This window comes from Pseudomonas sp. 09C 129 (assembly GCF_002843625.1).
GTDB lineage: Bacteria > Pseudomonadota > Gammaproteobacteria > Pseudomonadales > Pseudomonadaceae > Aquipseudomonas > Aquipseudomonas chlororaphis.
Genome location: NZ_CP025261.1, coordinates 2,850,973 through 2,872,114 on the forward strand (window position 1 = coordinate 2,850,973; position 21,142 = coordinate 2,872,114).

Here is a 21,142-nt window from a genome sequence, read left to right on the forward strand (position 1 = left end):
AGCTTTAGACACAATAGGGTTAGGTCAGAGGCTGGGGGGAGGGTGATGGAGCTTGTGTGGGCTACCGAGGATTTGGTGATTGCCGGTCGTCCTTACCCAGGCTTTCCGATCCTGCTTTGGGACACGCTGGATAGTTGCGTCCCCACCAATGAATTCTTTCGCCACTACCTGTTGCGTGGAGCTATTGGGTCACGGAAGTCATGGCCAAGCACGGGACGTGCGTTGTACGACTTTTTTAGTTTCCTCCAGGCGCATGGCCTTGACTGGCGTGACGTGGACCGTGGCGAGGCCAAGAGTGTTGTAGCGGCCTACCGGGACTACTGCCTGGTGGAGTGCAAGTTGGCCCTATCAACAACCCGTCAACGGCTGCACTATGTGTGCAAGTTCTACGAGTATGCACAGCAGCAGGGATGGGTGAGCAGACTGCCGTTTGGCTATGAGGAACGGATGGTCAAACGCGCCCCCGGTTTCCTTGCCCACGTCGATGCCAGCGGCGGCAAGGCCATGGTGAACGACATCATGCCGCGCAAGCATCGAGCGCTGCCGAAGTTTCTGAGCATGGATGAGATCAAGGCGTTGCTGGCGACGCAGGAAAATCCGCATCACCGAATGATGATTCGGTTCAGCCTCCAGACTGGACTGCGCCGAGAGGAAATCGCCTCTTTCCCGCTTGCCTACATCTTCGATCCGGATAAAGCCGGTAGGCGCGAGCGCAACATTCGGATTCACCTCGATCCACACGATGGCCATGGCATGCGCACCAAGGGCAGCAAGCCTCGCGACATCTACATCAGTCGCCGCTTCCTAGCCGATTTGCATCGCTACGTAGTGCAGGTTCGCGGTGAGCGGGCCTCATTGAGCCGCCCCCGTACCAATCACGAGCCGCTGTTCCTGAACCAGTTTGGTGAGCCTTTCGCCGATGATGGCAAGAGCATCGCGCGCATCGTCCGGGAAATCGGCAAGCGGGCCGGTATCAGGGTCCATACCCACATGCTGCGCCACACCTACGCCACCCATACCCTAGTCACGCTCCAGCGCAACCGCGGCAGCGTGGATCCGCTGGTGTTCGTGCAGCGGCAGCTCGGCCATAGCTCCATTCAGACGACGATGGTGTACCTGCACCTAGTCAACGAACTGGCTGACGACGCGGTACTAGCCTACGACGATGAGTTGAACGAAGGGGTGGGAGCGGTCTGATGGGCAAACGCAAGGTATTCAACAGGACCGACCTCAACGTCCCGCAGGTCGAGCATTGCCGCGACGCGGCGGGTCGTGTCGTCGTTCTTCCCGAAGCAATTCCGCCGGCCATGACTACGGTCGCCTTCGGTCGCAACGCCACAGCCTCTCGGACCTTCGACTTCGCACCTTGGTACGGCACGGGCATCGATCCGATCACCTACGCCTGCCAGCGGCAGATCGAGCGCTTTCTGGCTCGGCAGGACGGCGGGATCGAGGCCAGTAGCGTAGTGAGCCTCTGTAGAGGTGGTTTACGTCACTTCCTCAACTATTTAGTACTGCGCGCAACCGCGCTCAGGCGCGGACAGACTCTGGCTGACATTGATCGTGGCGTAATTGACGGCTTTCTTGGCCACCTCGCCGGACTGGGCATTACCACCTTTAGTCAGAGGAGTCATTACACCAGCACAAAATCCATCCTTCACGCGTTGGGTCTGCGTGGGTTGATTTCGCTGGTCACCACTGGTGACGATGCGACTTTTCCACGAAACCCATTCCCGAACAGCGGCAAGCAAAGGGGCGAAGCGCCGCTGCCGAAACGCCAGCTGCAGTCGTTCACCACCGCGCTCAGGCAGGTGAGCATGCCGATCTGGAGCGACGACACCCCGGTGACCGGCGAGTTGCTGGCTTATGCCCTGTTGACTGTAGCGCTGCACACCGGGCGCAACTCCACACCGCTGCTGGAGATGGAGCGTGATTGCCTGCGCGCCCATCCCAAGGACAACAGCGTATTCCTAGTCCTTTGGAAGCGCCGCGGGCACACCAGCCACAAGGTGACGCTGCGTGCCGAGAGCGCTGCTGCACACTTGTTGGAGTCCACGCCAACCGTCAAGACCAATGTCGAGCGCCTGATCCGGCGCGTCCTTGCCCACAGCGAATCGCTGCGCGCGGAGGCCCCGGACGACCTCAAGGGGCGTGTGTGGTTGTATCGCGTGCACCGCGGCCCAGGCCGCGGCAGGGTCATTGCACTGACTAACGGGACGTTGAAGCTGGCGATCAAGAAACTCGTGGCCGACCACGGGCTCACCGATATCGACGGTCAGCCGCTGCGCATCAACGTCTCTCGCCTACGCAAAACGTTCGCCAACCGAATTTTCGAGTTACTAGCGGGCGACTTGGCGACCACGGCCTTCGCACTTGGCAATACGCCGCGGGTCGCCGGGAGAAATTATTTGGCACCTAGCGGTGACGCGAGGCGCAACTGGCAGTTCATGGGCGAGATACTGGTTCAAGAGTTACTGACCCGCACCATCGGCGCGACCTACCAGACGACCCCTATGGGTCGCTGTGGCGACCCGGTAAATGGCCAGTACGCACCGAAACGTGAAGGGGCAGCGTGTTTCTCATTCCTCAACTGTCTGCGCTGCAAGCATTACGCAGTGACGGCGGAAGATCTGCACCGCCTATTCAGCTTCTACTTCCGTGTATTCGCGGAGCGTACGCGCATGGACAAGTGGCGTTGGACGCGGGAATACGCGCACATACCCCGATTGATTGACGACTACATTGTGGCCGAGGGGCTGCGGCGCGGGACTTTCAAGCCGGAGGCCGTTGAAGCCGCCCGCGAGCGTGCGCGCCGCGAGCCGCACCCGTTCTGGTCTTCCGATGTGGTGGAGAGGCTGGAGATCTTTGCATGAGCGACAACAACTTGGTCACGCTGTCTTGGGCGAACATCGAGTCACAGCCGGGAGAAGTACGCGAGCTACCCGAGAGCGACCGCGATGCACTCATCGTGAGCGCCATCCAGGTCGATGGACACTGGGTCATCCTCAGCCGCTATGGCGACGATATTTGGCAGTTGGACGGCTTTGCCAGCAACGTGCCAGACAACTTGCGGCACCAGGACTTCAGCCGCGTGCCCTGTGCATTTAAGGAAGTGATGAAGGCCCTGTTGTACCGCTACCTGCGGCGCGGCCGCGCGGGGCAGAAGCGGCCCAGGGCGAGCACTTTGCGCAATTTTTTTGAGAATGCGCTGCCCTTCCTACGGCATCTAAACGCGCTCAAGCTCGGTCACTTCAGCGCGGTGACCCCCATGGTCTGCGCGAATTACGTTGCCGAGTGTCGGGCGTACCGGCAGACGCGTCGAAACCAGGGTAAGCCGCTGTCTCAGAGCACCCTTGAGCGTCGCTTCATGGCAGTCGAGGCGCTTCATGAGCTGAGTCAGTACACCCACGACCCGGTCCCTCAGCATCCCTGGCCTGATACCTCGGCAAATGCACTGGCCGGCAGCGGCACGGCTGGCAGGCAGGGCGGCAAAACACCGCTGATGCCGGATGAGGTGTTCTGCACCCTGTTCGAGAGGGCCTATGAGCAGGTTCAACATGGCAAGGCGCTACTCGATCTACGCGATGCCCTCGATGCCGTCGCAGCAGAACGGAGAAAGCAGGTTACTAGAACAGTCATAGAGGCTAAAAACCGCCACCTCGCCACTTTGGGTCGGGAGGGTGGATTGGGGGCATTTAATCAGGCGATCCTTGATCTACGAACCGCCTGCTACATCGTGCTGGCCAGCACCTCAGGTTGCCGCAACCACGAACTGGCCAACGTCCAGTCGGGCGCGCACCACCGCACTGAGGACGACGAGGGAACGATCTATCACTGGATGCGTTCTAGGTCGGATAAGACCGACACTGGGGTCCACGACTGGATGATCCCCGAGGTCGCCGTGCGAGTGTTGCGCCTGATGGAGCGCTGGGCCGAGCCGTATCAAGCTATGATCGCTGCCGAGATTGCCGAGCGGCGAAGGGTCAACCCGCGCGACCCAGAGATCGCCAAGGCGCATAAACATCACCATGCGCTCTTTCTCGGGGCAAGCCCTGCAAAGGGCAATCAGGTTCGCACCCTGTCGGGCATCACATGGAACGATGCCCTCAAGGCGTTCGCGCAGGGCGGTGGGCTGGACTGGAACCTCGCCAGCCATCAATTCCGCCGCAAATTCGCCAACTACGCGGCGCACAGCCAGTTCGGCGACCTGCGCTACTTGCGCGAGCACTATGCACACTGGTCCATGGACATGACGCTGGGCTACGCCATGGACCATGACTGGGGCCAGCACCTCGACATTGAGTTGTACAATGACATCCAGGCCGAACTCGAAGACATCAAGTTCGGCGTCGTTGATACTTGGATGGGGGACGAACCTCTGGCCGGAGGCTACGGTCACTCGATCAAACGCTGGCGGCGCGATCCGACGAACCTCGCCATCTTCAAGAGCCATGCCTCAATGGTGACCTCAATTGCCGAGAGCACCGCGATCCGCAGCAATGGCCACGCCTGGTGTACCGCCAGCGACGACCGTTGCGTCGGCAACACATTAGAGCGGACTCGCTGCGGCGATTGCCACAACGCCGTGATTGGGCGCAGCCACATTGGCATATATCAGCATCTCTACGACAACCTGAAGGGGTTGCTGGATTGCAACGACATTGGTGACGGTGGCCGCCAGCGCATCTTGCGCGACCTGGAGCGCTGCCGTGACGTGCTCGTGCAGCTTGGATACAACCCGGAGACGAACCTAGCATGACGACCAAACGCAAGCCCTCGGACGCCCGCGAGCGGGATCTGCAACTCGCGCTCGCCCGTATCCAGCGTGGTCGGGCACATACCGGGGAAACCAAGGTCACTATCGCCGCTGTGGCGCGAGAGGCAGGCGTTTCGACGGCGCTAATCCACAACCACTACCCTATAATCGCCGAGGCGATCCGCGATGCTCAGGGGCGCTCCAGTCGCGCCCAACGCGATGTGAAGCACCAGGATCTCCGTGCGGAGCGTGAGAAGAATCGCGCACTTCGCCAGGAGATAGAGGAACTGCGTGCTAAGGTCGCCAGCCTCGCCTCCATCAACGAGGTTTTGATAGCCGAGAACCGAGTTCTAAAGGCAAAGCAGAGCGACTCCAAGGTGGTCGATCTGGCCCCGTGTATAATTTGACGTAATCCCGACAGCAGTCATTCTGTAAACCCGCTACTGATAATGCTCCAATGACACCGCCAATTATGCGCGGTCCGCCGGCCGAGATCGGCCAACGGCAGAAGCTGCAAAGTGTCGATAGAGTCTTCGGCAATTCAGTTTTTACATGCTAGGTACGCACATGACACTGGATAAGCTTTTGTCCCGATCGGCCGCGCTGCAGCAGATGTTAGGGGGCTTTTTCGCGTTGCCTCTGGTCGATTCGTCCAGCCGACTACAGGCCAGCCAGATGTTGGCAAGCCTGGGATTCGAGCATGCGCAGAGCTTTAAGCACTTGATCGCCGCTGGGCTGTATACCTCTGCCGCGGCGCTGCTGCGCGTTCAATACGAGTCGCTGGTCAGGGCTCTGTGGATCCTGTACGTGGCGACCGACAACCAGACGGAGCTGATGGTGTCCGAGCTCACCCACGAAAGCGCGAAGAAGGCGAAACGGATCCCGATGCTAAGCGAGATGCTCGAAGAGATCGAGCAGAAAGCTCCGCATGCTCCGCTGGCACACCTGAAGGAGTTCAAGCATTACTCCTGGCGGCCGTTGAGCTCATTCGTTCACGGTGGGATCCATGCGATCAATCGGCATGGACAGGGATTTCCCCAGGAGCTAGTGCTGACGCTGGTCCGGCACTCGAATGGGTTGCTCGGCATGGCAGGCAACCTCTTGCTCATCCTGGCCGGCGTCCCGCCGGAGGCTGGGCAGATGGCCAAGGTCTATGCGGAGTTCCAGGACTGTCTGCCACTAGTGGATCCGCCATACCGGCGTTTGCCCGATCCGGCGAACTGATCGGGCAGGCGTTCGCAATTGCGTTCTCACACGCGTCGCCTCACATCAGGCTATGCCTCATTTCGGCGAACTGCGAGCGGCAGAGAACGGCCGATTCTGTTGGAAAAGTCGTTTTTCTCAAACTGCCAAAAGGCCGATCGATGAAAACGTTTTTTTTGTGCGCGGATAAGTGAAATCCAAGTCCGAATACCTCTGCGCTGATTCTAGATTTCAATCTCAGGCGCGTACTTTTCTGCTGTGAAAACCACCCCGACTTTTTCAACAGAATCGGCCAAGAGCAGCCGTTCAAGAGCGACCGCTTCCGACCTATCGCGACGAGCAGCGAACAGCCATCCCAGACGTAGGCGAACGGCAGGTCTGAGACAGATAAAAAACGAAGGAGAGCCCACCCCAGACTTATGATGAATATGAAAGGATAAAAAGGATCCAAGCTGTCAGCAGATAGGCTAGGATTTCAAGCGGGCCGAGCGGCACCAGCTTCTGATTGCTCTCTCAATGCGTCAGGGAGGAGGATTTTATGAGGGTCAGCGGTATTGCAATCCAGAATTTCCGTCGCCTGGAAAATGTTCAGATTGACATTGAAGAGCGAGAATCCATTTTTGTTGGCCCCAACAACAGCGGCAAGACTTCTGCCACCGCAATTTTTCGCTGCTTTCTTGGTGGGCGCGATTTTAAGATTCACGACTTCTCGGTCGCCCGAATGGCAGATTTCGACGCATTTGCCACAACCGGGGATGCCGAGCAGCTCCCCAAGATTAGTCTTGACCTGTGGTTCACCATCGACCCTGAAAGCATCGCATTCGGCAGGGTGTTCACACTGCTGCCAAAACTTTTGGATTTCACGCGCGTAGGAATTCGACTGTCGTATGAGGTCGCGGACGCAAAGAGGTTACGCGAGCATTACGACGCCGCCTATCCGCTAAAGGAAGATGAAACGCGAGCCAAGGCGCTGTCGCAATATCTGGCGCTCGACGGAAATCTTGGCCGACATTTTGCGGTTTGCTACTCCTCACTCGACGAGAAGTCCCAGGACGGAGCATCTCCTGAGATCCTAACGAGTCAGCTCGATCCTGACGAAGGCAAACGGCTTCTGAAGCATCTCATACGGGTGGAGTTCGTCGACGCGCAGCGCAACATTAACGACGATGACAGCAGCCGCAGTAACCGGCTTTCGTCGGCCTTTGCCGCCTTCTACCGGAAGAATCTTGAGCAGGTCGGCCATGCCGCCGATGCTCACAGCGTGATCGATGCGAACAACAAACAGCTGACCGATCACTACGCCAAGCAGTTTGATCCGCTGATCACGCTCATCAAGCACCTTGGCGTGCCATCCATTAATGATCGAGAATTACGGATCATCTCCTCGCTTAGCCCTGAAACTGCGCTGCGCGGGAACACTGAGTTGCTCTACATTGACCCCAGCCGGCAGCATGAGCTGCCTGAGCTTTATAACGGTCTTGGCTTCAAAAACCTAATATACATGGCTATTCAGGCTCGGCACTTCCATTCTCAATGGGTGATGACCGCCGAGAACAGGCCTTTATGCCTGATGATCTTTATTGAGGAGCCTGAGGTTCACCTTCACGCGCAGGTGCAACAGACCTTCATCTCCAACATCTGGCAGGTGATCAACCAATCCGCCGAGGCGGCTGGCGAACCTGACCTCGTGCCGCAACTCGTTGTCACCACCCACTCCTCTCATATCATGGAAGCCGTGGACTTCGAGAAAGTCCGCTATTTCCAGCGCTGCCATATCGAGGGCGAGACGGTAGCGACGGGTATTCGCAATGCGTCAGTGGTCCGCAGCCTTCGGGCCTTCCAGCCGGAAGCGGAGACGATTGATGACAGGCTCGTCCCACCGTCAGAATCGCTGGCCTTCCTAAAACGCTATTTACGCCTAACCCACTGTGATCTGTTCTTTGCTGATGCTGCCATCCTCGTTGAAGGCGCCGTTGAAAAGCTGCTAATGCCGTCCATGATCGAGCGTGCCGCTGGGCGATTGCGGACTGTATATCTCACAATCTTGGAGGTGGGGGGCGCCTATGCCCACCGCTTCGAGGGTCTGCTCAGCTTCCTCCACATCCCCTATCTTGTTATCACTGATCTCGATTCCGTCGCGCCCACCGGCTATCCCAGTGCCTGTCGGGCGGATGTCGTCGGAGCAAGAACCTCCAATGCTTCTCTCAAGAAACTGTGCGGACAGACCACAATCGCCGATCTGATCGCGTTGACCTCCGCTGAGAAACAGCACATCGAGAAGGATCGTTGTATTGCTTTCCAGACGGATATTTTGGTGGCGGATGGCGCTGCCAATGAAACATTGCGCCCGCGCACTTTGGAGGAGGCAATCGTCTACGAGAATTTCGGGCTGCTCCGGTCCGGCGCGTTATCCATCGGTATCACCGTCCCAGCGCTTCTCAATGACGCTTATCAGGACGTCTACGACCGGGTTCGGTCGGATAGTTTCAAGAAGACCGACTTTGCCATGGACCTCTTGGCTTGCACCGAGGAATGGATCGTCCCTGGCTACATTGCCGAGGGATTGAGTTGGCTTGAGTCGCGCCTATCGCCACCACTCGCCGCAGTAGCGGAAACAGAAGTCAATGTCGTGACGGAGGCATAGCATGGTTGCATGGGTGGAAAGTGAAGCGGATGTTCTAGTCCGCAAATGCCTAGATGGCCGTCGCAGCTTCGCGATGATCGCCGGCGCGGGGGCGGGCAAGACGAGTTCACTGGGCGATGCTCTTAGCCGGGTTCGCGATCACGAGGGAAATGCCCTTAGAAAGCATGGTCAGCGCATTGCCTGTATTACCTTCACCAAACGCGCAGTTGAGGTTATCAAGGCAAGGCTGGGATTCGACGAGCTATATCTAGTTTCAACTCTTCACGGATTTCTGTGGGGACAGATCAGCCGCTTCCACGAAGATATTCGGCAAGCGCTGTGCGAAAGTCGCATTCCGACTCTTATAGAAAAGGCCAAGGAAGACGATAACGGGGGTAAGAGCAAAAAGGCACAGAAGGCCCGCGCAAAAATCAAACGGCTGACTGAGCAGCTTGCCCTCCTCGAATCAGTCAAGCGTTTTGAGTATGCCGACACGAGCTTCAGTGATTATGGCAAAGGACAGATCGGTCACGATGACGTCATAGAGATTGCAACCTATCTGCTTGCAAATAATGAAACTCTCAGGCGGATCATCGGCCTACGTTTCCCTTATATCTTCGTCGACGAAGCACAGGACACATTTGAGGGTATCGTCGCAGGGCTCAATCTCGTCTGCGCCGGCGCTGAACTTCCCGTGATCGGCTATTTCGGTGACCCCTGGCAGCAGATTTATGACCGGAGTGCCGGGAATTTTGCGCCACCCGACGGCGGTGAGGTCATCAAGAAAGCTGAGAATTTCCGCTGTTCAAAGAGTGTTATTCGGCTTCTCAACGCCTATCGTGGGGATGTTGAGCAATATGCCGCTGGCGAAAATGCGGCATGTGAAGGTAGTGTCGAATTCCTGCTGGTCAAAGCGGAAGATCCAACGGAGCCACGCAAGCGCTATTCAGAGGAGCAGATTGAGCGGGCGCTGGCACGTATGGATGCTGCAGTCGAAGACTGGGGCTGGGCAGGGCGCAACGATGTCATGAGGCTCTTCCTCGCACGTCAAATGATTGCGCGGCGGCTTGGCTTCGCGGATCTCAACCGTCTCTTCACAGGCGACTATGCATCGTCTCGCGCACAAGATGCCTTTGAGGAAGGTGTGCATTTCCTTCTCAAACCATTTCTTTCGACGATTTGCCCTCTTATCACTGCTCAAAACCAAGGTGACGATCGAAAAATTATCAATCTGCTTCGTCGCGATAGCCCGGCTTTCGCGATCGATGGATTAAACGCGGAAAAGTCACTGAAGTTGATGATTGAGACTTCGAAGGCTTTGGTTGGCCAATTGCAGAATTTGTGGGATACCGAGACGATCGGAGCGATTCTTCGCTTTTGTACTGACAAGCAGATCATCCAACCTTCCGAAAGGCTGCGCGAGCATCTTGATCGGGCCCCTCGGGCTGAGCCGTTCGATGAGGATCTTCATGGCCTCGACAAAGGAGATTGGCTCGCAGACTCGCTGTTCAAAATGACGCCCTGGACGGTCTCTCGCTATGCCGATTATCTTAACAACAATACGGCCTATAGTACCCAGCATGGGGTCAAGGGCGAGGAGTACGCAAAAGTCTTGGTCGTCTATGACGATGTCGAGGCAGCATGGAACCAGTACAGCTTTAGTAAGACCCTAACGCCGCTTACTGCCGGCGAGCCCTCCGACCGGCAACGCTCCGTAACTCAGAAGCTCGCGTATGTCTCGTTCTCCCGCGCGAAGGAGGATCTGCGTGTCTTGCTGTTCACAGCCGACCCAGAAGGGGCACGAGATGAACTCATTGAAAGCAAGCTGTTAATGCCTGATCAAATCCGAATCGTGACCTGAACATTGTTCCTGCCTTTTGATTTAGGAAATGGCGATGTAAACCTGGGCGGGCGGCACCTCTCTGCGGATGTATGGAATGGAACGGGCACGGAAGTCCACAGCGGAAATCAATGTGTCGACTTGGGCTCCTCGAATGTCGCTCATGGGGCGGTTGCTGCTGCGAAATTGCACTCCACTTGACCACCCGTTTGCATTCGACCTGACCAGTCATTTGCATTCGTTCTGACCATCGATTGCATCGGATTTGACCAGCGCGCTTTCCAACCATGATCGGCAGAGAACGGCCACAAGCAGGCGTCGGATGCTTCTAGGAAATCAGGGGCGATTCAGTATCGTCCTTTCAGGTTTTCCATCACAGTGAATGGTTTGAAAATCGGAGCTGAGCGAACCTGATTCATTAGATTCCAATAGCAGATTTTCGCATATTGATGTTCAAGTGCCGGTGGATACTTAAATTCGTAGAGTGAGGAACCATCGATATTGGGAGTAAAACTACGAGAGTACTCAGGCATCAAGTAATTTTGAATCCCCCATGAGAGCGTATTCAAAAACTCAGCGATAGTGCTGGCGTGATACGCGCAAACGTCATCATGGAGGATGTCATATATTTCCTCCTGGACTAGCATTGCTTGGTACAACTCAACTGCAGGCCCCGCCTTCCTTATGAGACGTTGTAGCTCCTCAGCTACACCAACAGAGCGCAAAGAATTGTGCTTGGATAAATTCCCAACGATTTTCAGTACTAGGTATCTGGGAACACGTATTTCGACTTCCAGAATTATCGAAGGCAACCAAAGCTCGACGGCAATTTCTACATGAAGCCATTTGGTGAAGGCGTCCACCGCTTTTTTTAGATCAAGAACAGAGCCGTTTTTTTCGAAGCATGGCGCTTCGGTGATAGACCTTAACGCACGTAAATAGGGCGTCGACGGAACTAGTGCTTTCTCGTCTGTCATGGATAAGAAATCCACAAGTGCGATAAAGAAAAATTGCTGATGCGTCATCGTTTTGAACTGGATGCTTTGACGCTCTCCCTCTCCGCCCAGCGTAATCAGTTCATAGTTGACCATTGACTGCAGCAGCTCATTTACAGCAGATAGGTAAACAACCTCTTGTTCCATTTTGTTCAACTGGCTCATTTCTATCTCCTTTTCAAGCCCGGCCTCGCGTTAAGAAAGGCCCGATGAGCCTTTATAAAGCCTTTACGACGTAATTCCAGCGCCTGTGATAAAGCCGGAGCTGGCAGGTCTGTTGAGCGCTTCTAGAGGGCTTACAGGCGGGCTGCTTTTATCAGGTGACTCAGCGCCGACTCCAGTGTTGGCAATGCAGCCAACATTTTAGACTCGCACACGGCACCCACATCATCAGACTGCCGTCACTGTGTCCACAGCCTGCTCTTGGCGGACTCTGGCAGAAATCGGCCGATTCTGTTGAAAAAGTCGGTCTGCCCAAACTGCCTGATCATTGACTGGTGAAAACGCCTTTTTTGCACGCTGCTACGTGAAATCCGAGTCCGGGAAGCCCTGCCAAAAGTAAAGATTTCAATCTCGGACGCGTACTTTTCTGATGCGCAAACCATGGCCGACTTTTTCAACAGAATCGGCCAAAAGCGGTCATTCATCCTTACGCAGCTACTTGGCCTTAATGCACCTGATTGGTCGCGTAATTCATAGATAATCGTTTTTGGCTATTGGAGCATTTTCGATTTCATCTTAGGAGGCTGGCGGCCTGCGCTACCCTTATCAATTCCTTAAGCCTCCTGAGCCCACGCTTGCTGGCGTTCGGGGCAAAGCAGTATGGTTGCATACGGAATGCCGGTGCGAGACCTCCAGCAACTCGCCCGAAATCGATACCTCGCTACGTTAGATATTAAAGTGACTGCCGGGGATACAGCGTTCCAAGCGCGGGCGAGACTGGAGGCTTGTTTAGCCTTGGGTATTTTTTCCAGTGAGCAGCTTTCACTTTCAGTCTGAACTGAGTCAGTTCGGAGTGGTGCCGTATCCCTTTCTGATGGACTCGGTCTGAAAGAGAAGCGCTGTGTACACTGGAGGAAAGAGGATGGTCATCTCACTCGAGGAACTAAAACGAGAGTTGATTCGAGTTAAAGCAAGGTGGACCGCGAAATCATCCGCTATCAGTTCATCGAGTGACATGCCAATTATTTATGTGGCAGCTCAAGTAGATACCGTATTGGTAGCCCTGCTTTGGAGTTGCATTGCGTTGGCGGAGAGTGACGCCCTATGTCGGCAATACGCACAAGGAGCGGTCGAAGCATTCCGTCAGAATGAAAGCCTGAATTGCCATCTCGCGGATGCCCGGTGGCAGGCCAACTTCGACGCGCATTACCAATGGTGCCGCAATGCGCCGTCTCAATGGCTGAAAAGCGAAACAGAATTCCGCGCTAATCAACTCAGAGTGTGTCAGGACGACACTAAAGCTGTCGCCTGCAGTCGATACGCGCAAAGCGCAGTTGGCGACCAGCGCTCAAACCTATCTGGGCGCTGCGGTTTCTTTGGTGCACGGTGGCAAGATAACCTCGATGTGCACCTGCAATGGTGCCTTGGCGTCCCCGATGTGTATGCGCAAAGCGAGCAAAGCATTCGACGCGCCAAACTTGGCGCCTGTAAAGGAGACCCAGACGCAACTCGGTGTGATGTATATGCGCGGGATGCTGTTGAGCTGGCAGAAGAGTCGGTCGCGCGAGGGTGCGGCCTTACAGGAGCACGCTGGACCGTTTCCTATGAGGGGCATTTGACCTGGTGCCTTCGACAGCCACCAGAGGAAGCCACAGCAGAGCGTGAGAAACGGGAAGGCCCTCTTAGCCAATGCCGTACAAATACCACGCTCCCGGGAGGTTGGACTGCACCCCCTACAGACGACGCATGCAACGTATCTGTCATTGTAAAAAACAAGTCTTGTTTAGACCTTGATGGCTCACCCTCGCAATTGCCCGCGGAAGGTTCCTCCGCTACTGGATGCGGTAGTACCGGAGAGGTGGCATTGCAGCGAGCCATGCTCAACTTTGCTACAAATGTTGCATGCACAACTGAGGGAGTTACCCCTGAACCAAGTTGCTGCACAGTGACGAAAGAACCCGTCAGGGGGTGCCTGTGCCGATAATTGCCATGATTCTTAGCTTCACGGTGCCAAACAGACTACTGCATGCAGGGTGTCCATCTCACGCTTTTCTCGATGTATTGAAGCGTCGCAGGGTGCTAGCTTCAAAGGTCTATCGGAAATCAAGACACAAGGTCTGTCAGTCATTGATCGGGCGTTATTAATAAAAAACTCAAACATGAAATCGACAAGCTGAAGTTATTAACTGCGATTAAGGAGTGACCCCATGCCTATAATAGGTGCAGGTTGGGAGCTACATATAATTCGACATACTGAGCAAGCCAACTCAAAAGGAAACCGTCGAACTGTTGGAAGCTATCAAGTCTATCATGATGGAATTGCTCAATCCGAAAATGATATGTCGGGAAGCATGGCAGAGACGCGGGGCCCAGGGGCTAATTATCCAAAAGACAATTATCGAAGAGTGGAGGAGGGGCGTTATCCATTGTACACCCAAAGAAGCGGAAAATTTGTTACCTTCAACTACACCGATTCACTGAATCCATCAGTTAAGCTAAAGCCAGGCATATTATTAGGCGAGACAGGTGCGCGATATGGAATCATCATACACCCCGGCTCGGGATTTCTGTCTAGTGTCGGCTGCTTAAATCCGTGCACAACTTTGCCTAATGCCACTGAGCAAATTGATTTCAAACCAAGTAGGCGCAGGGTCATTTCGCTAATAGAGGACCTAAAAAATTACGTTGTTAATTTTCCTGAAAAAGGAAAGATGCTCATACCTAATGCGTTCGTGGTTATAGAGGGTGAGCCAAATCCTGATTAGCGATATCAAGAACTTCTTGGCTCTCGGTGTGGGGCTTTGTAAGCTATGCAGTGGTATCAAGTAAAAGGAAGGGGCAGGGTGTACCCTCCCCTTAATATTTTGCTTTCTGTCACAGTGGATATTTTCATTGATTATGAGTAGCCGAGAACTCACCCAGATCCGTGAATGGCATATTCAAGGCCGGAGGAAACACCTTAAGGAGCCAGTAGGCCCTTCTGCCGCGATGACCCAGACCAGACTCAGCCGGTAATTGTGCATTTCTATAGGCGGCATTGATCAGCTTTGTGTCGTTCATCCCAGGATGTGGATCTCCCAAAACGTACCGTTCAAGTAGGGCTCTAGCAACCGCGGCTTCAGTTCTATCGCCAAAGTTTCCAACCTCTTCAATGGTGGATTCAAGAGCCTTACGCATGCCTAAAACACCAAAGCTATTCGCGATACCGATCATGGTGGTCAGTGTGAACTCTTGGACATACCCCTTGTCCTGAAACGTGGTCAGGCTTGGTGATACCTTACCCCTACGGAAGTTTTCCAGCTGAACAGGCCGCAGTACAGGATTGGTCAATATTAAGTCCAACCCTTTGCGTAACCACGCTAACTTGATAAGCCCGTTGTCGTTAGCCGCTTTACCTTTACCGCCGGCGTTGTTGGATTTTATCCAATTCAGGTCTAGCAAATTATCTACGTGCTCATTGAAGGTATTGTTGAATAACTCTGGGGAGCTTGCGTAAATAAGTTCCATGAATTCTGCTACACCACCGTTGGTCGCAAAGTCGGTGATGCCAAACGTAAGGCCATCTTGCCCGGTGATGGTTTCAAAGTTCTTTGATTGTCCATCACGTGAAATAACCCTAAGGCAGCGAGACACGAATGAACCATTGTTGCAGGCTTGTAACACTGCTTGCTGGACGCGCGAAGCAGGTTGAGGCTTGTAAGCCGTATATTGCGAGGTTCCGGGATATTTAGGTGGTGTTTCTAATGGGGGAGCACGAGCGGGAACTGATATGAGGTCAGATGAATTCATCAAAGTGCTCCTGAGTTTGTGGTTGAAAGAGAAGACAGCTAAATAAAGCTAGTCCATAAATTATGGCGATGTTGTAGCTGTACGGCGAAGGGTAGGGGGTGGGTATTTATTGCGGCCGATTTAGATGATCAACCATCGGGGGCGAAAATGGTTTTGGACGATGGTGGCACGGCTCAATTGGCGCGGCATTTTAATCTCAAGTTTTGGAGGTTAAAGTACCGAGATATAAGAAGAACTAACGCAATAACGATTCGTCGTTCATCCCTTTGGAAAAACTTTGGGCAAGGGCAGCGGGTTCTTTGACCATTCAATTGCGGAGGGCTCCCTTGATGCAGGTTAGGAGGACCGTTACGAGCTCACCTTGTTTTAAAAGGATTACCTCATCAACTTCAGTCGCGAGTGGATATTTGTCGATTTGATTGTGCCTGTGTGCTCTCTGCATTGCCTTGGCATATTGCCATTCCTTAAAAGAACGGACAATCAGATTCGGGCGGGAAGTATTATTCCACTGATTCAGACCCTTGAACACTTCAGTCGAAGATGCTCAAGGTCTCTAATACAACGAGTGACGAAGTGACCTCGCCCCATGCTTACCAAACTCGTCTCCCGTGTTCACATCGAAAACGATCAGCCCGCGCTTGGTATTCCTGGCCAACAAAGGGCGCACTTGACTCAGCGCTACATCTGCAGCGGTGAATTCGGAAATCTTGTCCTTCGCTGGGCAAATGTCTTTTAGGGGGCCAGGTAGGGAAAAAGCTCGGGTCAGCTCTCAATTTCATTCAGCAAGCTTTGCAATTCATCAGCCCAGAGATTGAGCTGGAAGTTTTGCGGGTCATCATGGGCATCATCGATCCCCAAATCCAGGTCCGCATGGAATGCTGGTATGAGCCACTCTCCGGCTCTCAGACTGGCAGCAATGTAAACGAGTGCTAAACGACGATATTGGGAAACAGTAAATCCGGGAATTGGGGCAACCGCACCGTTTTTGATTTTCTTTTCTGATGCATTCTTGTCTGTCACTGGGGCAGATCGCCTAGGTTGCACTAACTCAACATGCAGAAATCGGCCTCGAACCTCTTCATCTGGTACGTGCGGGTAACGCTTGTTGTAAGTTAACTCAAACTTCGTTGAGCGCCAGCCTCGCTCAAAAGGCATCGCAGTAACCGACTGTCCGTGACGGCTGATAAAAACGTGCGCTTTAGACTTTTCACCCTTCTGCCAAACAGACACATCGTTGTGCTTCCAGGTAACGGTACCCATGTCCTTTGGGAAAGGGGCCTTGAGGAGGATTGGAGTACTGGTGTCGTGAACTACAAAATACTTAGCGGGAAACTGGCCATTTTTATGAGTCTCGGCCTGCGAAACGGGTAGATCGAGGTTGCCGCCGATATCCTTCTCTTTAATCTGCTGCGCGGCCAGGTAGTTCCTAAGTTGAGGGGCGGTTAGTAAAACTTTCTGACCGACTCGACCAAAAAAACATCTGGTAGAGACACCTTTGCGGATGAAATATGACCCCAAAAAAGGACTTCCCTTAATAGACATGACGCTTGGCTTACCGCGTCTCCATTGAATGGCAAAGACTCAGGGTCGTAAAGGCAGGGTATTTGGGTTCTCTCAGGGCTCCCGAACACTGGGCTCGCCATCATGCCAATCAAAATGGTTAGGGTTTTAATTTTCATACGGGCTCGTGGTTATCAAACTACCTTTAACCATAGGTTAACTAGGGGGCCACGTTGTGGCTGGAACAGAAGATTTCAGGGGCAGCGTGATACCTCACCCAGTCAAAGGGGGCAGTAATACAGAGAGCTGATACTGGTAGTCTTTTCGATCGCTTCCCCTAAAATTCCTTTGCACAGGTTTGGACCCTGGGAACTACGTCTGCATCTAATTGGGCAGGTGTATAGACCAGCATCTCGGCCTGGCCTGCAGCAGATTGAAGCGTGTTCGCTAATGCTTTTTTCAATTGCTCGAGATCCGGTTGGGCTAAGACAACGTCTCGTTGGACGCGCAAAAGCTTTGCGATGACGTCGTTGAGAGCAATGTTGATATTACGTAATCCTGAAGCTGACAGCTCTATTCCATCAGGTATTTCGCCCACTACCCCATACATGCATCGAATGGCCTCTTTAGCCTTGAAGTAGTTTTCCGACTGAACCTTGATCTGATAGTGATCAGTGTAAATGTTCGACCCCCCCGCCAAACCTGCCCCTTGATAAATCCATGCCTTTGTACCGGATAAGGCGCCGGCAACACCCCATAAGCCTCCAAGAACTGTCGCTCCGTCGCCGACATTCATCGTATTCACCAGGCCTTCGTATTGCGCGGTATATAGCTTGTGGTAGATCTCCAGGTTGAGTCGAAAGTCGGGCAGATTTTTAGCAGTATTCAACCCTAAGGAGGACTCACCTTTCATCCAGTTTGGATTCATTATGCGAACGTTACTGCCGTCTCTCGTGATGGCCTCCTGCTCGGATACGTTCACGATTGGCAGAGGGTAGGGGTTTACGCAGCCAGAAATCAGGCCAGCGGCCAACATCAAACTCGATCTCGTAAGCTTGGCCATTTGGCCTCCCTGTAGCTTTGGTTGTTTGTGGCGAATCGATCGCTTAAGAAAACAACACACTTCCATACTGTTGAATTTCATCAAAGGAACGAGTAGCTTCCAAATTCGCGGAGTCCGGAATGATCTCGTAGGTGACGCCGTAACCCAGGCCTACCTTGATCTTGTGATTTCTCCAAGGGTCGCCGCCCAGCTCAACAATCGCCCGGACCGACGCTTCACCGATACTGTCATCGCCACCTACGTCGGCGTAGATGGCAAAGACCGAAGCCCCGTTCACCGATAGTTTGGCAATGTCCCCCAGGTTGCACTTGATGCCGGTTACCTCCTTCCAATTGCCTGGTAAAACAAAGTAGGGGATGGTCAAAGCATTCACGTATTCCCCCTCTCCGCGCCAACCTCAGCTTCGACGTAGTGAAGTGTCCAATTGCCCGTGTTCATCGATGACGTCGGCATTAGGCGCCCCATCGGCATCGGCCGCAGCGTCTGACAGTACGTATATGTGGCCATTATCAAGTACAGTCACCACAGGGGCTTATGGGGTGGTTGTGAGGATGGCCACGGATGGTCGATTTTGCGCATAGAGCTCCTTCCTATCTTCTAATGTCAAATAGACATTACTAGCGTAGATGGGTATCTGAATTTGAAAGGGTTTTTTTTGCACGTTGTGGCCGAAGGTATTGAGCACGCAATTCAGCACAACATTCTCAAGGCCCAAGGCTATGAGGTCGGCTAGGGCAACTTTTTCTCGGCACCATTGCTTAGCGAAGCGTTCGTGCAATGGATTACGACTTGTAAGGTCTGATCGAGCACCCAGTCGTCAGTATTCACCGGGAGCGGTGGAAGCGCGTCATGCAATGAGCTTTCAGGGTGTCTAGAGAAACCAGGGCGATTCAGTATCGATGAGTGGTTTCGTTCAAACAGTTGGGCGATCTGCTGGAGAGAGTCACCTTTCTGCCAGCGATCCCACATCAGTTTTTTCTGGCTTTCGGTGTAATAGATTCGAGGTCTCTGCTTCATCTGCAACACTCCTTCTGCTTACACAGAATTTAGTTGTGTTGCGTTGACCGGTTGAATCCACAGCCGATTGCTGTCCGTCATGACCGGCGGCTTTGCGTCGACTGCTGCCGATGAAGGAAGCAGCATTTCGAGTGGCGCCATGCAGGTCCTTGCCATTGGCTGAATTCACTAGAATACGCACCCCGAAAAATTTATAAATAGTTACAAGCAGTAAGGAATTGAATTGTAAGAATAAAATTGATAATAACGGTTAGTAAGGGTCCGGATCTGTTGCCATCGGGCAAAGGCCTGCGTCTGCAGGATCTCGTAATCCATGAGTTACTGTATCCATATAGAGACAAGATTGAAAGAAGTGATGACCCTCGGGCGACTGACGGTGCGCTTGAAGGGGTCATGGAAAGGTAAGCAGGAGAGGAGTGGGCGAGGCGGGCTGTTTCGTATCGGCATGTTGTCGATCAGGGCTGCCGAAACACCCTGTAGCCATTGCCCTGTGGTGGCTGCTGGAAAGGGTTAGCATCAGCCGTTCTGGCTGATGCTGTGGGACGGAAAATCAGAGCGCCGGCAGGCCCAGCGCCGTGGCGCATGCCTGGAGCGAGCGCTGTTGGGTGTCGGCGTACAGCTGCAGTTCATCGATGGTCGGGCGCCCCAGGGCCCGCTCGAAAGCCTGCCGGTTGGAGTGGCCGGTGTAATGGCTTTGCGCATCGTCGCCCAGGTTGGACTGGAAGATCCCGGCGGCGCTGACCGGCAGGAAGTCCTCGTACACCAGCGGCTCGGCCCGCACATGCCCGGCGTGGATCAGCGCCTCCAGGTTCGTCGGTCGATCCGCCTGTTGGCGCGCGGCCAGGCCTTGTTCGCTGACGAAGTAACGGAAGTACGCCAGGCCCTGTTCGCGCATGGCCTCGTGGTCATCGGGAAAGGCGCGGAAGTGTTCGGCCATCAGGGTGTTGTAGCGCTGGGCATTGGCTTCGTTGGGAAAGTCCCCCAGGGCGTCGCGGGCGGCGTTCAACAGCTGGTCGTACAGCGCCCGGCCTTTGGGAGTGAGGGCGGCGCCGCGCTGTTCGATCTCGCCGAAGCGCGCGCTGTGGCTGCCGCGGCTGTCGGGCTGGTCGGTGAAGGCCACGGCTTCCTCCAGCGCCTTGAAGCTGGTCTGGCGCAAGAGGATCGGGCATTCCCGGCGCGGCGGGCCTTCGATCACCGCCTTGGGCGTGATGCCGTGGGCGGGCATCAGCGCTTGCACCTGGTCGATGTCCAGGGTGCGCGGCGTCAGGTGGTTGATGTGCGGCCCCTTGAACGCCACCACGTCGGCGATCAGCCGGTGCTGGGCGCTCAGTTGCTGGTACTGCCCGGCCGTGACCGTGGCGCTGTGATGCCAGCGGAAGGTTTCCAGGGCCTGCTCGACGAATTCCCCGGCGGCGCGGTCGTCGAGGCCGCCCTGGGTTTCGGCCTGTTCGATCAGGGCCAGGGCGCGCGGGGTGAAAATGCTCCGGCGGGCCAGCACCGATTCGGCGAAGCTACGCAATTGCGGGTTGTCGATCAGTTCCAGGCGCAGCAGCGAAGTGAAGACCCGGAACGGGCTGACCTGCAAGGCGCTTTCATGCACCGCGCGAAAGGCCGTGGAATGCACCGGCACCCCGGCCGGGGTGAGGTCGTAGTAACCCACCGGCTGCATGCCCATTACCGCGAACAGGCGGCCCAGGGTCGCCAGTTCGGTGGCGGTGCCGACGCGAATGGCGCCGTGGCGTTCCAGGTCCAGGCGCTGGATTTCGCCGGTGCTGCGCAGCTGGCGGGCGATCCTCTCGTCGCTGCCCAGGACCCCGGCGTTGACCTGGGTCACCAGCTCCATCAGGGCACCGTACAGCGGCACTTCCTCGCGGTACATGTCCGACATCGCCCGTGAAAAACGTTGGCGGATCAGGTCTGGGCTGACGAAGCTCTGCAGGCTCATAAACAAGGATTCCCGGCGTAGTGAGACAAAGAGGGTAGCGGTGTTGGCTGGACCTGATTCTGGTTGGCGCGGGGTGTGCTGACAAACGAAGTTTCTTCCGGACTTCATTCTGCAAATGAATGCAGGCGGGCAGGGTGGCTACGTGCAGCTGGACCGATGGCATCCGCTGGTTTTCACTCAGGCAACCCGCAGTGCTTTCCGGGGGCTGAGCGGTGATGGCGATTTGCCGTTGCGCTGATAGACTTCTGA

At 54.8% G+C, this 21,142-nt stretch carries 14 protein-coding genes and 1 pseudogene; 8 read left to right on the forward strand and 7 right to left on the reverse strand.

What is annotated here, in order from left to right:
* Positions 1-45: 45 nt before the first annotated feature.
* The 7 genes from CXQ81_RS12975 to CXQ81_RS13010 all read left to right on the forward strand — a co-directional run bounded on the left by CXQ81_RS12975 (position 46) and on the right by CXQ81_RS13010 (position 10,443).
* A complete protein-coding gene (locus tag CXQ81_RS12975) occupies positions 46-1,197 on the forward strand; it encodes a tyrosine-type recombinase/integrase (protein ID WP_101337390.1) in 1,152 nt (383 codons plus the stop codon).
* Entirely contained in the window at positions 1,197-2,873 is a 1,677-nt protein-coding gene (locus CXQ81_RS12980) for a hypothetical protein (RefSeq protein WP_101337391.1), read from the forward strand. Before CXQ81_RS12975 ends, CXQ81_RS12980 begins: the two co-directional genes overlap by 1 nt.
* On the forward strand, positions 2,870-4,759 hold the full coding sequence (locus CXQ81_RS12985) for an integrase (protein WP_101337392.1): 1,890 nt from the start codon (positions 2,870-2,872) through the stop codon (positions 4,757-4,759). The genes CXQ81_RS12980 and CXQ81_RS12985 overlap by 4 nt, the downstream gene beginning before the upstream one ends.
* Positions 4,756-5,163, forward strand: coding sequence for a TetR family transcriptional regulator (locus CXQ81_RS12990; RefSeq protein WP_101337393.1), 408 nt, complete (start codon positions 4,756-4,758; stop codon positions 5,161-5,163). The genes CXQ81_RS12985 and CXQ81_RS12990 overlap by 4 nt, the downstream gene beginning before the upstream one ends.
* A 160-nt stretch (positions 5,164-5,323) precedes the next feature.
* Positions 5,324-5,980 (forward strand): hypothetical protein, encoded by a 657-nt coding sequence (locus tag CXQ81_RS12995; RefSeq protein ID WP_101339407.1) that lies wholly within the window; start codon positions 5,324-5,326, stop codon positions 5,978-5,980.
* Positions 5,981-6,497: 517 nt separating this feature from the next.
* The gene (locus CXQ81_RS13005) at positions 6,498-8,603 is read left to right on the forward strand and encodes an ATP-dependent endonuclease (protein ID WP_101337394.1); all 2,106 of its coding nucleotides are present in this window, start codon (positions 6,498-6,500) and stop codon (positions 8,601-8,603) included.
* 1 nt (position 8,604) lies between these two features.
* Positions 8,605-10,443, forward strand: a complete 1,839-nt coding sequence (locus tag CXQ81_RS13010; protein WP_101337395.1) for a UvrD-helicase domain-containing protein — start codon at positions 8,605-8,607, stop codon at positions 10,441-10,443.
* A 326-nt stretch (positions 10,444-10,769) separates the two neighbouring features.
* On the opposite strand, the gene CXQ81_RS13015 is transcribed toward CXQ81_RS13010, so the two are convergent.
* The gene (locus CXQ81_RS13015) at positions 10,770-11,582 is read right to left on the reverse strand and encodes a hypothetical protein (RefSeq protein WP_101337396.1); all 813 of its coding nucleotides are present in this window, start codon (positions 11,580-11,582) and stop codon (positions 10,770-10,772) included.
* A gap of 2,204 nt (positions 11,583-13,786) precedes the next feature.
* On the opposite strand from CXQ81_RS13015, the gene CXQ81_RS13030 reads away from it, so the two are divergent.
* On the forward strand, positions 13,787-14,344 hold the full coding sequence (locus CXQ81_RS13030) for a hypothetical protein (RefSeq protein ID WP_101337398.1): 558 nt from the start codon (positions 13,787-13,789) through the stop codon (positions 14,342-14,344).
* 124 nt (positions 14,345-14,468) lie between these two features.
* Here the strand turns inward: CXQ81_RS13030 and CXQ81_RS13035 are convergent, their stop codons facing one another.
* The 6 genes and pseudogenes from CXQ81_RS13035 to CXQ81_RS13060 all read right to left on the reverse strand — a co-directional run bounded on the left by CXQ81_RS13035 (position 14,469) and on the right by CXQ81_RS13060 (position 20,893).
* Entirely contained in the window at positions 14,469-15,368 is a 900-nt protein-coding gene (locus CXQ81_RS13035) for a hypothetical protein (RefSeq protein ID WP_157832248.1), read from the reverse strand.
* Between the two features lie 762 nt (positions 15,369-16,130).
* Complete coding sequence (locus CXQ81_RS13040; RefSeq protein ID WP_101337400.1) at positions 16,131-16,910, reverse strand: hypothetical protein; 780 nt, start codon at positions 16,908-16,910, stop codon at positions 16,131-16,133.
* Between the two features lie 295 nt (positions 16,911-17,205).
* Positions 17,206-17,931 (reverse strand): hypothetical protein, encoded by a 726-nt coding sequence (locus CXQ81_RS13045; RefSeq protein WP_101337401.1) that lies wholly within the window; start codon positions 17,929-17,931, stop codon positions 17,206-17,208.
* Positions 17,932-17,974: 43 nt separating this feature from the next.
* Positions 17,975-18,304: a glycoside hydrolase family 75 protein gene (locus CXQ81_RS13050; RefSeq protein WP_157832249.1), complete on the reverse strand. Its 330-nt coding sequence runs from the start codon at positions 18,302-18,304 to the stop codon at positions 17,975-17,977.
* A gap of 521 nt (positions 18,305-18,825) precedes the next feature.
* Positions 18,826-18,948, reverse strand: a pseudogene (locus CXQ81_RS13055) (IS30 family transposase); the annotation flags it as partial.
* Positions 18,949-19,498: 550 nt separating this feature from the next.
* Complete coding sequence (locus CXQ81_RS13060) at positions 19,499-20,893, reverse strand: VOC family protein (RefSeq protein WP_101337403.1); 1,395 nt, start codon at positions 20,891-20,893, stop codon at positions 19,499-19,501.
* Between the last annotated feature and the right edge of the window lie 249 nt (positions 20,894-21,142).

Bases quoted from the DNA above. Each gene is read 5' to 3' on its own strand.
- CXQ81_RS12975 (WP_101337390.1), top strand. From the start codon at position 46: ATGGAGCTTGTGTGGGCTACCGAGGATTTGGTGATTGCCGGTCGTCCT.
- CXQ81_RS12980 (WP_101337391.1), top strand. From the start codon at position 1,197: ATGGGCAAACGCAAGGTATTCAACAGGACCGACCTCAACGTCCCGCAG.
- CXQ81_RS12985 (WP_101337392.1), top strand. From the start codon at position 2,870: ATGAGCGACAACAACTTGGTCACGCTGTCTTGGGCGAACATCGAGTCA.
- CXQ81_RS12990 (WP_101337393.1), top strand. From the start codon at position 4,756: ATGACGACCAAACGCAAGCCCTCGGACGCCCGCGAGCGGGATCTGCAA.
- CXQ81_RS12995 (WP_101339407.1), top strand. From the start codon at position 5,324: ATGACACTGGATAAGCTTTTGTCCCGATCGGCCGCGCTGCAGCAGATG.
- CXQ81_RS13005 (WP_101337394.1), top strand. From the start codon at position 6,498: ATGAGGGTCAGCGGTATTGCAATCCAGAATTTCCGTCGCCTGGAAAAT.
- CXQ81_RS13010 (WP_101337395.1), top strand. From the start codon at position 8,605: ATGGTTGCATGGGTGGAAAGTGAAGCGGATGTTCTAGTCCGCAAATGC.
- CXQ81_RS13015 (WP_101337396.1), bottom strand. From the start codon at position 11,582: ATGAGCCAGTTGAACAAAATGGAACAAGAGGTTGTTTACCTATCTGCT.
- CXQ81_RS13030 (WP_101337398.1), top strand. From the start codon at position 13,787: ATGCCTATAATAGGTGCAGGTTGGGAGCTACATATAATTCGACATACT.
- CXQ81_RS13035 (WP_157832248.1), bottom strand. From the start codon at position 15,368: ATGAATTCATCTGACCTCATATCAGTTCCCGCTCGTGCTCCCCCATTA.
- CXQ81_RS13040 (WP_101337400.1), bottom strand. From the start codon at position 16,910: ATGTCTATTAAGGGAAGTCCTTTTTTGGGGTCATATTTCATCCGCAAA.
- CXQ81_RS13045 (WP_101337401.1), bottom strand. From the start codon at position 17,931: ATGGCCAAGCTTACGAGATCGAGTTTGATGTTGGCCGCTGGCCTGATT.
- CXQ81_RS13060 (WP_101337403.1), bottom strand. From the start codon at position 20,893: ATGAGCCTGCAGAGCTTCGTCAGCCCAGACCTGATCCGCCAACGTTTT.